Origin of the sequence: Cellulosimicrobium cellulans (genome assembly GCF_042723955.1) — a bacterium.
Classification (GTDB): domain Bacteria; phylum Actinomycetota; class Actinomycetes; order Actinomycetales; family Cellulomonadaceae; genus Cellulosimicrobium; species Cellulosimicrobium cellulans_H.
Map to the genome: position 1 here is coordinate 44,511 of NZ_JBHXIC010000015.1, position 13,688 is coordinate 58,198.

At 73.4% G+C, this 13,688-nt stretch carries 15 protein-coding genes; 12 read left to right on the plus strand and 3 right to left on the minus strand.

Annotated elements, in window-relative coordinates:
- Positions 1 to 17 precede the first annotated feature (17 nt).
- The 4 genes from alaS to ACFWH7_RS06455 are packed head-to-tail and all read left to right on the plus strand — an operon-like array spanning position 18 to position 5,294.
- A complete protein-coding gene (gene alaS / locus ACFWH7_RS06440) occupies positions 18 to 2,705 on the plus strand; it encodes an alanine--tRNA ligase (protein ID WP_378215648.1) in 2,688 nt (895 codons plus the stop codon).
- The gene (gene ruvX / locus ACFWH7_RS06445) at positions 2,702 to 3,238 is read left to right on the plus strand and encodes a Holliday junction resolvase RuvX (RefSeq protein WP_378215649.1); all 537 of its coding nucleotides are present in this window, start codon (positions 2,702 to 2,704) and stop codon (positions 3,236 to 3,238) included. The genes alaS and ruvX overlap by 4 nt, the downstream gene beginning before the upstream one ends.
- Entirely contained in the window at positions 3,235 to 4,392 is a 1,158-nt protein-coding gene (gene mltG / locus ACFWH7_RS06450) for an endolytic transglycosylase MltG (protein WP_378215651.1), read from the plus strand. Before ruvX ends, mltG begins: the two co-directional genes overlap by 4 nt.
- A complete protein-coding gene (locus tag ACFWH7_RS06455) occupies positions 4,389 to 5,294 on the plus strand; it encodes a shikimate dehydrogenase (protein ID WP_378215652.1) in 906 nt (301 codons plus the stop codon). The genes mltG and ACFWH7_RS06455 overlap by 4 nt, the downstream gene beginning before the upstream one ends.
- A gap of 567 nt (positions 5,295 to 5,861) precedes the next feature.
- Here ACFWH7_RS06455 and ACFWH7_RS06460 read toward each other — a convergent pair.
- On the minus strand, positions 5,862 to 6,548 hold the full coding sequence (locus ACFWH7_RS06460; RefSeq protein WP_378215653.1) for a prepilin peptidase: 687 nt from the start codon (positions 6,546 to 6,548) through the stop codon (positions 5,862 to 5,864).
- A 113-nt stretch (positions 6,549 to 6,661) separates the two neighbouring features.
- Between ACFWH7_RS06460 and aroC the strand changes: the two genes are divergently transcribed.
- The 3 genes from aroC to aroB are packed head-to-tail and all read left to right on the plus strand — an operon-like array spanning position 6,662 to position 9,659.
- Complete coding sequence (aroC, locus tag ACFWH7_RS06465; RefSeq protein WP_378215671.1) at positions 6,662 to 7,879, plus strand: chorismate synthase; 1,218 nt, start codon at positions 6,662 to 6,664, stop codon at positions 7,877 to 7,879.
- On the plus strand, positions 7,879 to 8,469 hold the full coding sequence (locus ACFWH7_RS06470) for a shikimate kinase (protein ID WP_378215654.1): 591 nt from the start codon (positions 7,879 to 7,881) through the stop codon (positions 8,467 to 8,469). The genes aroC and ACFWH7_RS06470 overlap by 1 nt, the downstream gene beginning before the upstream one ends.
- Positions 8,466 to 9,659, plus strand: a complete 1,194-nt coding sequence (gene aroB, locus ACFWH7_RS06475) for a 3-dehydroquinate synthase (protein ID WP_378215655.1) — start codon at positions 8,466 to 8,468, stop codon at positions 9,657 to 9,659. Before ACFWH7_RS06470 ends, aroB begins: the two co-directional genes overlap by 4 nt.
- A gap of 39 nt (positions 9,660 to 9,698) precedes the next feature.
- On the opposite strand, the gene ACFWH7_RS06480 is transcribed toward aroB, so the two are convergent.
- Positions 9,699 to 10,484, minus strand: a complete 786-nt coding sequence (locus tag ACFWH7_RS06480; RefSeq protein WP_378215656.1) for a glycerophosphodiester phosphodiesterase family protein — start codon at positions 10,482 to 10,484, stop codon at positions 9,699 to 9,701.
- Positions 10,481 to 10,630, minus strand: a complete 150-nt coding sequence (locus tag ACFWH7_RS06485; protein WP_378215657.1) for a hypothetical protein — start codon at positions 10,628 to 10,630, stop codon at positions 10,481 to 10,483. The genes ACFWH7_RS06480 and ACFWH7_RS06485 overlap by 4 nt, the downstream gene beginning before the upstream one ends.
- A 119-nt stretch (positions 10,631 to 10,749) precedes the next feature.
- Between ACFWH7_RS06485 and ACFWH7_RS06490 the strand changes: the two genes are divergently transcribed.
- The 5 genes from ACFWH7_RS06490 (at position 10,750) to nusB (ending at position 13,561) form a co-directional block, all read left to right on the plus strand.
- Positions 10,750 to 11,196: a type II 3-dehydroquinate dehydratase gene (locus tag ACFWH7_RS06490; RefSeq protein WP_141388149.1), complete on the plus strand. Its 447-nt coding sequence runs from the start codon at positions 10,750 to 10,752 to the stop codon at positions 11,194 to 11,196.
- 90 nt (positions 11,197 to 11,286) lie between these two features.
- Positions 11,287 to 11,937: a hypothetical protein gene (locus ACFWH7_RS06495; RefSeq protein WP_378215658.1), complete on the plus strand. Its 651-nt coding sequence runs from the start codon at positions 11,287 to 11,289 to the stop codon at positions 11,935 to 11,937.
- A complete protein-coding gene (locus tag ACFWH7_RS06500; protein WP_047234235.1) occupies positions 11,934 to 12,425 on the plus strand; it encodes a hypothetical protein in 492 nt (163 codons plus the stop codon). The genes ACFWH7_RS06495 and ACFWH7_RS06500 overlap by 4 nt, the downstream gene beginning before the upstream one ends.
- 112 nt (positions 12,426 to 12,537) lie before the next feature.
- Complete coding sequence (gene efp / locus ACFWH7_RS06505) at positions 12,538 to 13,101, plus strand: elongation factor P (RefSeq protein WP_047234234.1); 564 nt, start codon at positions 12,538 to 12,540, stop codon at positions 13,099 to 13,101.
- 40 nt (positions 13,102 to 13,141) lie between these two features.
- Entirely contained in the window at positions 13,142 to 13,561 is a 420-nt protein-coding gene (gene nusB, locus ACFWH7_RS06510; RefSeq protein WP_087472016.1) for a transcription antitermination factor NusB, read from the plus strand.
- The last annotated feature ends 127 nt before the right edge of the window (positions 13,562 to 13,688 follow it).

Sequence of the window (13,688 nt, forward strand, 5' to 3'; positions counted from 1 at the left end):
CTGCCCCGAAGGACATCATGCGCACCGCCGAGATCCGCAAGCGCTGGCTCGACTACTTCGCCGACCGCGACCACACCGTCGTGCCCTCGGCGTCGCTCGTCTCCCCGGACCCGTCCACGCTGTTCACCATCGCGGGCATGGTCCCGTTCATCCCGTACATGACGGGCGAGCAGACCCCGCCTTGGGACCGCGCGACCAGCGTCCAGAAGTGCGTGCGCACCCTCGACATCGACGAGGTCGGCAAGACGACGCGCCACGGCACGTTCTTCCAGATGAACGGCAACTTCTCCTTCGGTGACTACTTCAAGGAAGGCGCGATCACCTACGCCTGGGACCTCGTCACGGGTTCGCGCGAGGAGGGCAAGTACGGGTTCGACCCGGAGACCGTCTGGGTGACCGTCTACCACGACGACGACGAGGCGCGGCAGCTCTGGAAGCGCATCGCCGGCCTGCCGGACGAGCGCATCCAGGCGCGCGGCAAGAAGGACAACTACTGGTCCACCGGCCAGCCCGGTCCCGCCGGCCCGTGCTCGGAGATCTACATCGACCGCGGTCCCGAGTTCGGCCAGGAGGGTGGCCCCGTCGTCGACGAGGACCGCTACCTCGAGATCTGGAACCTCGTCTTCATGCAGTACGCGATCGACGACGTGAGGTCGAAGGAGGAGTTCCGGATCGTCTCGGAGCTCGCGCGCAAGAACATCGACACGGGTATGGGCCTGGAGCGCGTCGCGTACCTGCTCCAGGGCAAGGACAACCTCTACGAGATCGACGAGGTGTTCCCCGTCATCGCGGCCGCCGAGGCGCTCTCGGGCCGGCGCTACGGCGCGAACCAGGAGGACGACGTGCGCATGCGCGTCGTGGCCGACCACGTGCGCTCGGCGCTCATGATCATGAGCGACGGCGTGCGCCCCTCCAACGAGGGCCGCGGCTACGTGCTGCGCCGCCTGCTGCGCCGCTCCGTGCGCGCGATGCGCCTGCTGGGCGTGGAGGACCGCGCGATGCCGGCGCTGCTCCCGGTGAGCCGCGACGCGATGGCGCCGTCGTACCCGGAGGTCGCGACCGACTTCGAGCGCATCTCGAACGTCGCCTACACCGAGGAGGACGCGTTCCGGCGCACCCTCACCTCGGGGACCACGATCCTCGACACGGCCGTCACCAAGGCCAAGGCGGCCGCGGGGACGGGCGGGGTGCCGCTGCTCGGCGGCGACCAGGCGTTCGCCCTGCACGACACGTACGGCTTCCCGATCGACCTCACGCTGGAGATGGCCGCCGAGCAGGGTGTCCAGGTCGACGAGAAGGCGTTCCGCGCGCTCATGACCGAGCAGCGCCAGCGTGCCCGCGCCGACGCGCTCGCCAAGCGCTCGGGCGGGGTCGACACCGCCGCCTACGAGTCGCTCGCGGGCGAGCTCTCCGCGCCGGTGGAGTTCCTCGGGTACACCGAGTCCTCGGCCGCCGTGCGCGTGGCCGGGCTGCTCGTCGACGGCGTGCCCGCGCCCGCGGCGACCGCGCCGGCCGACGTCGAGGTCGTGCTCGACCGCACGCCCTTCTACGCCGAGGCCGGCGGCCAGCTCGCCGACCACGGCACGATCGTGCTCGACGGCGGCGCGACCATCGAGGTCGACGACGTCCAGCGCCCGATCAAGGGCCTGTCCGTGCACCGCGGCCGTCTCGTCGAGGGGACCGCGGCGCTCGGCGACCCGGGCACCGCGACGATCGACCGCGACCGTCGCAAGGCGATCAGCCGCGCCCACTCGGCGACGCACATGATCCACAAGGCGCTCCAGGAGTCGCTCGGCAAGGACGCGACCCAGGCCGGGTCCGAGAACGCGCCGAGCCGGATCCGGTTCGACTTCCGCCGTTCGTCGGCCGTGCCCTCGGGCGCGCTGTCGGAGATCGAGGAGCGGGTCAACACCCAGCTCCAGGAGAACCTCGAGGTCACGGACCAGCTCATGCCGATCACCGAGGCGCGCGCCCTGGGCGCGATGGCGCTGTTCGGCGAGAAGTACGGCGACGTCGTGCGTGTGGTGTCGATCGGCGGCGACTGGTCGCGCGAGCTGTGCGCCGGGACGCACGTGCAGCAGACGGGCCAGCTCGGCCTCGTGACGCTGCTCGGCGAGTCGTCGATCGGCTCGGGCGTGCGTCGCGTCGACGCGCTCGTCGGCGACGGTGCGTACGGGTTCCAGGCCAAGGAGCACGCCCTCGTGGGCCAGCTCACGGGCCTGCTCAACGTGCGGACCGAGGAGCTGCCGGACCGCGTGGGCGCGCTCGTGTCGCGCCTGCGCGACGCGGAGAAGGAGCTCGCCCAGCTCAGGCAGTCCCAGCTCCTCGCCGTGGCCGGCACGCTCGCCGCGGGCGCGGAGCTCGCGGGCGGCACGCGCGTCGTCGTGCACGACGCCGGTGAGGTCGCCTCGGCGGACGACCTCCGCGCGCTCGCGCTCGACGTGCGCGGCCGCCTCGGCGAGTCCGAGCCGGCCGTCGTGGCCGTCGGTGGCGTCGCGAAGGACCGCCCGCAGGTGGTCGTCGTGACCAACGCGTCGGCCCGCGCCGCGGGCCTTCGTGCCGGTGTGCTCGCCAAGGCCGCCGCCCAGACGCTCGGCGGTGGTGGCGGTGGCAAGGACGACATGGCCCAGGGCGGCGGTACGGACGCGTCCGCGCTGACTGCCGCCCTCCAGGGCGTGCGTGACGGCGCCGCGGTCGCCGCGTGACGGGCGTCCCCCCGTCGCCCGGTGACGACGAGCGTGCCCCCCTCCCGCGGGGGGCGCGCCTCGCGGTCGACGTGGGCAGCGTGCGCGTCGGGCTCGCGGCGAGCGACCCCGACGGGCTCGTGGCGACCCCGGTCGAGACGCTCGCGCGCGACACGCGCACCGGCGCCGCGGTCCCGTCGGACGTCGCACGGATCGCGGCCGAGGTCGAGGAGCGCGGGGCCAGCGTGGTCTACGTAGGCCTCCCGCGGCACCTCTCCGGGAGCGAGGGTGCCGCCGCCCAGGGCGCGCGGGCGTACGCTGGGCGGGTGGCACGCGTCGTCGCACCGGTGCCGGTCCACCTCGTCGACGAGCGGATGTCGACGGTCAGCGCCCACCAGGCGCTGCACGCGTCGGGACGCGCCGGCAAGAAGCACCGCAGCGTCGTCGACCAGGCCGCCGCCGTTATCATTCTGCAATCCGCTCTCGACGCCGAGCGGGGCGCGGGGGCGCGCGCCGGAGAACCTGTAGACCCGACAGGAGACCACCGACCGTGACCGACCTGTTCGAACGGCCCGCCGTCCAGGGCGAGCAGCAGCCCGCGCGCTCGTCGCGCTCGGAGCAGCGCGCCCGCCGGGCGGCGAAGAAGCGACGCCAGCGCCGGCGTCGTCGTGCCCTCGTGGTGCTGCTCGTCTCCCTCCTCGTGGTGGGCGGTGCCGGGTACCTGCTGCTCAACAACGCCTCCGACCTCTTCGGGTTCGACAACCCGCTCGAGGCCAAGGACTTCGAGGGACCGGGCACCGACCCCGTCGACGTCGTCATCGAGCCCGGCTCCACGGGCCGTGACATGGGTGCCGTGCTCACCGAGGCCGGCGTCGTCGCCAGCTCGGCGGCCTTCGCGAGGGCGTTCGACGAGAACCCGAACGCGGGGAAGATCCAGCCAGGCACCCACACCCTGCTCCTCGGCATGCCCGCCAAGGACGCCGTCGCGCGTCTCGTCGCGAACGACTCGCGCGTCGAGACGAAGATCACGATCCCCGAGGGCAGCACAGTCGCGCAGATCCTCGAGAAGGCGTCCTCGGTGACCGACATCCCCGTCGCGGACTTCGAGGCGGCGATGGCGGACACTGCCGCAACCGGTCTTCCCGCCGAGGCGAACGGCAACTACGAGGGCTGGCTCTTCCCGACGACGTACGTCCTCGAGCCCGAGGACAAGAACGCGCTCGGGATCATCCAGGGCATGATCAGCCAGACGCTGATGAAGCTCGACGAGCTCGGCGTCGCCCCCGAGGACAGGGAGGCCGTCCTCATCAAAGCGTCTCTCATCGAGCGAGAGGCCGGACGGGACGAGGACCGGCCCAAGATGTCGCGAGCGATCGAGAATCGTCTCGAGACCGGGATGCCGTTGCAGATCGACGCGGCGGTCGCCTACGGCACGGGCAATCCTCCCGGGTACCAGGTGACACCCGAGGACACGCGCGACGCGTCGAACCCGTACAACACCTATGCGCACAACGGGCTCCCGCCGGGACCTATCGCGTCCCCGGGTGCGCCCTCGATGCAGGCGGTGCTTAACCCCGAACCGGGCGACTGGCTGTTCTGGACGACGGTGAACTACGACACGAAGGAGACGCGCTTCGCGGTCACGCTCGCCGAGCACAACCAGAACGTTGAGGCGCTGAAGCAGTGGCTCGCGGAGAACGGCGGGTGAGCGCGAGACGCGCGCCGCGGCGGGCGGCCGTCCTCGGCCACCCCGTCGCCCACTCGCTGTCCCCGGTGCTCCACCGCGCCGCGTACGAGGCGCTCGGCCTCGACGGCTGGACGTACGAGGCGATCGACACGACCGAGGAGCAGCTCCCGGCGCTGGTCAACGGGCTCGACGCGTCGTGGGCGGGCCTCAGCCTGACCATGCCGCTCAAGCACGCGGTGATCCCGCTGCTCGACCACGTTGACCCGCTCGCGAACGTCGTCGGCGCCGTGAACACGCTCGTCGTGCAGCCCACGGGCGGCCGGCGCCCGACGTTCGTCGGGACGAACACCGACGTGCACGGGCTCGTCGCCGCGCTCCGGGAGGGAATTGGGGAGCAGGACGCGCGGACCGCCGTCGTGCTCGGCGCGGGCGCGACCGCCGCGTCCACGCTGGCCGCGCTCGCCGAGCTCGGGTGCACCACGCCCACGGTCCTGGTGCGCTCGCTCGGGCGCACCGGGACGCTGCAGCGCGCTGCGCACCGCATGGGCGTCGAGCCGCGCTTCGAGATCCTCGACCCGTCGTCCCCCGCGCTCGTCGCCCGCCTCGGGCAGGCTGATGCGGTCGTCGCGACTCTTCCGTCGCGCGCGGCCGACCCGGTGGCCGACGCGCTGGCGCAGGCGGCCGTGCGCGTGACGGGCGTGCTGCTCGACGTCGTCTACGACCCCCGGCCCACGGCGCTCTCGACGGCCTGGGCCGCGGCGGGAGGCACCGTGATCGGTGGCGAGCGCATGCTCCTGCACCAGGCGGCCGAGCAGGTGCGGCTCATGACGGGTCGTGTTGCGCCGCTCCTCTTGATGGCGCGGGAACTGGGGCGAGCTCTCGTGGACACGGACACTCCGTCGTCTGGTTCCGCGAGCAGTTGACGACGAGTTCAGTAGGGGGAAACGCTCGTCCGCGTTGGCTTCGAGTGCACGGCTGGCGCGTGTCATCTGGCGAAGTGTTTCCCGGCGTGTTCGTTCTGGTGGCAGCCTCTGACCAGCGGGCGTTGAATGCCGTCTTGCGACGGTGTCAGAGTTCTTTCACCCATATTGGAGGTTGCAGACCGTATGGCCGACTGATACGGTTCTCGCGACAAACTAGTTCAGGGGGAATGTGAATGTCGAAAATCTTGAGAGTGGCCGCAATCGCTTCACTGGCGGTGGGTCTTGCTGGAACAGGGGCAATTTCGGCTTCTGCGGGAGTATCGACCGCGTATGGCGTGTCGGCAACTCGCCCGATTGCGATCGCCCACTGCGCTGCATCGCGAGTCATTCACTCGGCGCAGGGTCACGGTGTCGGCCCGTGCAAGTTCAAATTGCTCGGAGACGGTGACACCTACTGGAGCCACCTTTACTCCTACTAGCGCCCGTGCGTGACCGATTACCGGCGCCATCCTCCGTGCGTGATTTCGGGGGATGGCGCCGGTATTTTCTATCTGTCTCGACGGGATTTCAAGAGCCTGGGAACGGGTAGTTGAGCAAGCCGACAGTTAGGCTGGTTCCCAGGAACATGAAGGGGCCAAAGGGGACGGCGGTGTCGCGGCGCGCGCGGCGCGTGACGACCAGCCCGAGTGCCCACACGCCGCCGAGCAGGAACGGCAGGACGAGTCCAGTGACCAGCTCGCCCCACCCGAGCCACGCGAGCGGCGTGCCGAGCATCCCCGCGAGCTTGACGTCGCCGAAGCCGAGGCCCGCTGGATACGCGATCCGGAGCGCGGCGTAGGCGCCGAAGCCCAGGGCACCCCCGACCAGCGCCCGTACGAGTGCGGCGCGGTCGCCGGTCCCGAGGGCGGCGACGGCGAGGAGCAGGACCGACCCGAGCCACGTCGGCAGGACGACGACGTCGGGCAGCCGGTGCGTGCGCGCGTCGACCACGGCCGCGAGCGTGCCAGCCGCGGCGACGAGCACGAGGGCGGGCGTCGCCCAGGAGGTCGCCGACCACCACGCCGCGCTGGCCGCCGCGAGGAGCGCGAGGACGCCCCCGGCCGGCCCGGCCACCCGGAGCTCCCGGCTCAGGGCCGCACCACGGCGCCGGAGCCACGACCGCGCGTCGTCGGCCTCCTCGTGTGCAGCCGCCACCGGAGCGTGGCCGCGCGACGGCGTGCCGTCGACCGCCGTCCCGTCCCCCTGCTGGACCATGCGCGGCACCGTAGCGCGCCCGGGCGGGGGCGCGCCGCCGTCGTCCACAGCCCTCCGGTCCGCACTGCGGGCGGCCGCCGGGACGTGCGCGCCGACGTGGGAGGATGGCGATCATGCTGCGTTGGTTGACTTCGGGTGAGTCGCACGGTGAGGCGCTGGTCGGGATCCTCGACGGGCTGCCCGCGGGCGTCGAGCTCACGACGGACGACGTGAAGGCCGCTCTCGCGCGTCGTCGCCTCGGGTACGGGCGCGGCTCGCGCCAGAAGTTCGAGCAGGACGTGCTGCGCGTCCTGGGCGGCCTGCGCCACGGCGTGACCCAGGGGGGCCCGCTCGCGCTGGAGATCGCGAACTCCGAGTGGCCCAAGTGGGTCGACGTCATGTCCGCCGACCCGGTACCGCCAGAGGCGCTGCTGGTCGACGCCGGCACGGGCGACGTGCGGGAGATCGCGCGCAACCGGCCCCTCACGCGCCCGCGCCCCGGCCACGCCGATCTCGTGGGCATGCGCAAGTATGGCTTCGACGACGCGCGGCCCGTGCTGGAGCGTGCGTCGGCGCGCGAGACGGCGACGCGCGTCGCCCTCGGCGCGGCAGCCGCGAAGTTCCTCGAGCAGGCGCTGGGCGTCCGGCTCGTGTCGCACGTCGTGGGCATCGGCCCCGTCGAGGTGCCCGAGGACGCGGCAGTGCCCGGGCCCGACGACGTCGCCGCGCTCGACGCCGACCCGGTGCGCTGCTTCGACGCCGCGACGTCCGCCGCGATGGTCGCCGAGATCGACGAGTGCCAGAAGGCGGGCGACACGCTCGGCGGCGTCGTCGAGGTCCTGGCCTACGGCGTCCCGTCGGGCCTCGGCACGTACGCGCAGAGCGACCGGCGCCTCGACGCGCGGCTCGCGGCCGTGCTCATGGGCATCCAGGCGATCAAGGGCGTCGAGGTCGGCGACGGCTTCCGCACCGCGCGCCGCCGCGGGTCCGCCGCGCACGACGAGATCGAGCGCGGCACCGACGGCCGCATCCACCGCCTGAGCAACCGGGCCGGCGGCGTCGAGGGCGGGATGTCGAACGGCGAGGTCGTGCGCGTGCGCGCTGCGATGAAGCCGATCTCGACGGTGCCGCGCGCGCTCGCGACGGTCGACGTCGTGACGGGCGAGGTCGCCAAGGCCCAGCACCAGCGCTCCGACGTGTGCGCCGTCCCACCGGCGGCGGTCGTCGCCGAGGCGATGGTCGCGCTCGTGCTCGCGGAGCAGGCGCTCGAGAAGTTCGGCGGCGACTCCGTCGCGGAGGTCCGCCGCAACGCCGACGCCTACCTCGCGGCGATCCCGGAGCTGCAGCGCTGATGACGCCCGTCCCCCCGGGCACGCGCCCGGTCGTCGTCCTCGTCGGCCCGCCCGGCAGCGGCAAGTCGACGGTCTCGCGGCACCTGGCCGACCTGCTGGGCCTCGCGCAGCGCGACACGGACACCGACGTCGAGACCGCGGCGGGCAAGCCCGTCGCGGACATCTTCGTCGACCACGGCGAGCCGCACTTCCGCGAGCTCGAGCGCGAGGCCGTGACGACGGCGCTCGCCACGCACGACGGCGTGCTCGCCCTGGGCGGCGGCGCCGTCCTCGACGAGCACACCCAGACCGCCCTCGCGGCCTACGTCGCGGCAGGCGGCACCGTCGTGTTCCTCGACGTGAGCCTCGCGCACGCCGCGCCGCGGGTCGGGCTCAACCAGTCGCGCCCGCTGCTCCTGGGCAACCCCCGAGCGCGCTGGGCCGCGCTCATGGAGGCGCGCCGCCCCGTCTACGAGCGGGTCGCGACGCTGCACGTGGTCACCGACGCGCGCACGCCCGCCCAGGTCGCCCAGGAGATCCGGGCGCACCTCGACGACGGCGCCACGGTGCCCGCCCCCGCCGAGACCCCGGCCGAACAGGAGAACGCGTGAGCGACACGACCCCCGCCCCGGACACCGACGCCGTCGCCGGGCCGACCGACGAGCACCCCGCGCCGACGCGCGTGCGGGTCGCCGGGGACCAGCCGTACGACGTCGTCGTGGGCCGGCACCTGCTCGGCGAGCTCCCCACGATGCTCGGCGACCGGGTGCGCCGCGTGCTCGTGGTGCACCCCGCGGCCCTCGCCGCGACGGCCGAGGTCGTCCACGAGGACCTCAAGGCGTCGGGCTACGAGGCCTACGTCGCCGAGGTTCCGGATGCCGAGGAGGCCAAGACCGCGCAGGTCGCGGCGTTCCTGTGGGGCGTCCTCGGTCAGCTGGACTTCACGCGCACGGACGCGATCGTCACGGTCGGGGGCGGCGCCACGACCGACCTGGGCGGGTTCGTCGCTGCCACCTGGCTGCGCGGCATCCGCGTGGTGCACGTGCCGACGACGCTGCTCGCGATGGTCGACGCGGCCGTCGGCGGCAAGACGGGCATCAACACCGCCGAGGGGAAGAACCTCGTCGGGTCGTTCCACCCGCCCGCGGGCGTGCTGTGCGACCTCGCGGCGCTCGAGTCCCTCGGGCGCTGGGACTTCGTCGCCGGCATGGCGGAGGTCGTCAAGACGGGCTTCATCGCGGACGAGCGCATCCTCGAGATCGTCGAGGAGCACGCGGACGCGCTGCGCGCCTGGGGCACGCGCCCGACCACGGACGAGACCTGGGCCGTCGTCGCCGAGCTCGTCGAGCGCTCGATCGCGGTCAAGGCACGCGTCGTGGGGGAGGACCTCAAGGAGGCCGGTCTGCGCGAGATCCTCAACTACGGGCACACGCTGGGCCACGCGGTCGAGCTCACCGAGCGCTACCAGTGGCGCCACGGCGCCGCGGTGTCCGTCGGCATGGTGTTCGCGGCCGAGCTGTCGCGCCTCGCCGGGAAGCTCGACGACGCCGTCGTCGAGCGGCACCGCGCGATCCTCGGCTCGTTGGGGCTGCCGCTCACGTACCGCGGCGACCGCTGGGAGCAGCTCCTGTCCGCCATGCGGCGCGACAAGAAGTCGCGCGGTGACCTCCTGCGGTTCGTCGTGCTCGACGACGTCGCGCGGCCCACGCGGCTCGAGGGCCCGGACCCGACGCTCCTCGCCGCGGCCTATGCAGAGATCGCCGCCGACGCGCCCGTGGGACGCGGCCCCGTCGCGCTCTGACGCGCCGGGCCCGAGCCCTCGTCGACGGGGCCGGTCCGGTCACGCCCACAGCCCCCGCGCGCGGAGCACGTCGCGCAGGAGGTCGGCGCGGTCGGTGACGATCCCGTCGACCCCGAGGTCGAGCAGCCGGTGCATCGTCGCGCGGTCGTTCACCGTCCACGCGTGCACGGCGACACCCGCGCGGTGGGCGGCCCGGACGAACCCCGAGTCGACGACGCGCACCCAGCCCCCGCGCACGGGCACCTGCAGGCAGTCGACCGACCGAGCCGCGTGACGGGCGAGCGCGTCGGCCCGTGCCCGACCGGCGAGGAGCATGCCCACCACCGCGCCGCGCGCGCCCGAGACCGTGACGGGACGCGACAGCCGGGCCACCGTCGCCTCCCGGCGCGACGCCGCGAACGACGCGACGCACACGCGGTCGTGCGCCCGCGTGCGCTCGATCGCCCGGGCGACCGGCTCGGCCGCCGCCGCCGACTTCACGTCGACGTTCACCCGCAGGTCCGGCCACGTGCCCAGCACGTCCTCCAGTGACGGCACGGGCTCCGTCCCGCCGATCCGCGCGGCGCGCACGGTGCGCCAGGGGAGGTCGGCGACGAGCCCGCGCGCGTCGGTCGTGCGGTCCAGCGACGCGTCGTGCAGCGCGACGGCCACGCCGTCGGCCGTCGCGTGGGCGTCCGTCTCGACGTACCGCAGCCCGAGGTCGCGGGCGGCCGCGAACGCCGCCATCGAGTTCTCCAGTCCGTCGCGCGAGAAGCCGCGGTGCGCGAGCGCGACGAACGGCGCCTCCAGGTAGCGGTTGCCGGCACGACCCGTCGTGGCGCTCACGCCGCCACCCGGGCGACGCGGTCGTCGAACCGGTCCGCGGTGACGACGCCGTACGCGTGCTGCACCGCCCGCCCGAGCGACTGCCGCCGCCCCGCGGCGAGCTCGTCTCGGACCCGGCGGGCGCGGGTGTCGGTGGAGAGGCTCACCCCGCCAGCGTGCCCGAGGGCGCCGCCCGACGCTCGTCGAGCCGTCCCCACGCCGTGGTGCGTTCACGAGGCGAGCCCGCGCGGCACGTGCAGAGGCGGCGCCGCTAGGCTCGGGCGCCATGGAACGCGTGCTGGTCCTCAACGGACCCAACCTCGGCCGGCTCGGTGTGCGCGAGCCGGAGATCTACGGCTCGGCGTCGATGGCCGACCTCCAGGAGTCCGCCCTCGCGTGGGGGAGCGCGCTCGACCTCACGGTCGACGTGCGGCAGACCGACGACGAGTCCGAGCTCGTCGGCTGGCTCCACGAGGCCGTCGACGCGCGCGCCCACGTCGTGCTCAACCCGGCCGCGTTCACGCACTACTCCTACGCGGTGCGCGACGCCGCGGCGCAGGTCACGACCTCCGGCCTCCTGCTCGTCGAGGTGCACCTGAGCAACCCCGCGGCGCGCGAGGCGTTCCGCAGCCACTCCGTCGTCGGGGCGGTCGCGACCGGCACCATCGCGGGGTTCGGGTTCGACTCCTACCGGCTCGCGCTCGAGGCGCTCGCGGCTCGGCTGCGTGGCTGACCGGTCGTCCCCTGCACCTGGCTGCCTTGATCGCGGCCCATCAAGCCCCCATGCTTGATCTATCCGTATCAAGGATATAGCCTGGATCGCATGTTCGTCCTCACCGTCGACCAGCGGGGGAGCACCGGTCACCGCGACCGCGTGCCCGAGGTGCTCGCGCGCCTCGAGGTGCTCCTGGCCGGTCGGCCCGGGCACGTGGTCCCGTTCGACCGGACGGTGGGCGACGAGGTGCAGGGCGTCCTCGACGACCCGGCGACGGTGGTCGACGCGGTGCTCGACCTGCTGCGTGACGGCGGCTGGAGCGTCGGCGTCGGCGCGGGGGCCGTCGACCAGCCGCTGCCCGCGGTCTCGCGCGAGGCGTCGGGGGAGGCGTTCGTGCGGGCGCGCGAGGCGGTCGAGCAGGCCAAGTCGCGCGCGGCCACGGCGCCCGTCGCCGTCCGCGGCGAGCCGGCGGCGCGCGCCGCCGAGGTCGAGGCGCTCCTGCGCCTGCTCGCCGCGGTCGTGGACCGGCGGACCGCGCCGGGGTGGGAAGCGGTCGACACGCTCGCGCGTGTGGGCGGCACCCAGAAGGATGTGGCCCGTGCGCTCGGAGTGTCCGAGCAGGCGGTCAGCCAGCGCCTGCGTGTTGCGCTGTGGCCCGAGGAGGCGGCGGTGCGGCCCGTGGTCGCGAGGCTGCTCGGCGAGCTCTGCGCGAGTCGTCGGGGCGGGCCGCCGGAGGAACAGCGGGAGGGCGAGGGATGACGGATCCGGTGTCGGTCGTGCTGGTGGTCGTGGTGTGGGTCGTCGCGCTCGCCGCGAGCGTGCTCGGGGGAGGCCCGGTGACGCAGTGGGTGCTGCGCGCCGCGGCGCGCGCGGGCGACCCGGCCCGTCAGCGCCCCGGCCGCGCCGCGCGACCGCGGACCGCGACGGGCGCCGCCGATCCGGCGGCCGTACCGGTGCCCCCGCCCCCGCCGCCGGCGACGGGGCCCATCGGCACGGAGGCCGTCAAGGCGCTGCGGGGCGGCACGTGGATCGGGATCCTCGAGCGGTTCGCGATCACCGGCTGCCTGCTCGCCGGCGAGCCCGGCGGGATCGCCTTCGTCGTCGCGATCAAGGGCCTGGGGCGCTACCCGGAGCTGCGCGAGCACCCCGTCGCGTCCGAGCGCTTCGTCATCGGGACGCTCGCCTCGATGTGCTGGGCGGCGACGGTGGGTGTCGCGGCGAACGCGGTCCTCGTCGCGCTGGGGTAGGACGCTCCGGTAAGATCGTCAAGGCCCATTTCCCGCTCCGCCCTCGTGCGCCCGGTCGACTCGCGTCGTCCGGTGCCGCGGAGCCCGTAGACCCTCCGACAGGAAGACGAACGTGGCGACCACCAACGACATCAAGAACGGCACCGTGCTGCGACTCGACGGCCAGCTGTGGACCGTGATCGAGTTCCAGCACGTCAAGCCCGGCAAGGGTGGCGCGTTCGTCCGCACCAAGATCAAGAACGTCATGACGGGCAAGACGATCGACAAGACGTTCAACGCCGGCCTGAAGATCGAGACGGCCAACGTCGACCGCCGCGACTTCCAGTACCTGTACCAGGACGGCGCGGACTACGTGTTCATGGACACCTCGACGTACGACCAGATCACGGTCTCGCCCGAGATCGTGGGCGACGCCAAGGACTACATGCTCGAGAACCAGAACGTGCTCATCGCGTCGAACGACGGCCAGCCGCTCTACATCGAGCTCCCGGCCTCGGTCGTCCTCGAGATCACGTACACCGAGCCGGGCCTGCAGGGCGACCGCTCGACGGGCGGCACCAAGCCGGCGACGCTCGAGACGGGCGCGCAGATCCAGGTCCCGCTCTTCCTCGAGCAGGGCACCAAGGTCAAGGTCGACACGCGCGACGGCTCGTACCTCGGCCGCGTGAACGACTGACCGCCGGCAGCGACGGACAGACGACGGGCTGACGACACACATGGCCGCACGCACCAAGGCGCGCAAGCGCGCGCTCGACGTCCTCTTCGAGGCGGAGCAGCGTCAGGTGGACCCGACGACCCTCCTCGCGGAGCGCGTCGCCGACCCCGGCACCGCGCAGACCGCCCTGCCGCAGTACGCGGTCGACATCGTCGAGGGCGTGCTCGCGCACCGCGACCGCATCGACGAGCTGATCGAGACGTACTCCCACGGGTGGACGCTCGAGCGGATGCCGGCGGTCGACCGGGCCCTGCTGCGCATCGGCGGCTGGGAGATCCTCTTCAACGACGACGTCCCGGACGTCGTCGCGATCGACGAGGCCGTCGACCTCGCGCGCTCCCTGTCGACCGACGACTCGCCGTCGTTCGTCAACGGGCTGCTCGCACGTATCGTCGAGATGAAGCCGACGATCACGGCCTGAGCGCTCCACGGCCCTGTCACGGGCCGGCACGACCTCTCGACGCGGGGGGGGGGGGGGGGCGTGGGCCCCCCCCCCCCCCCGGAGAGCCTCCCCCCCCCCCCCCCCCCGGTACAGCTCTACGGCGTGC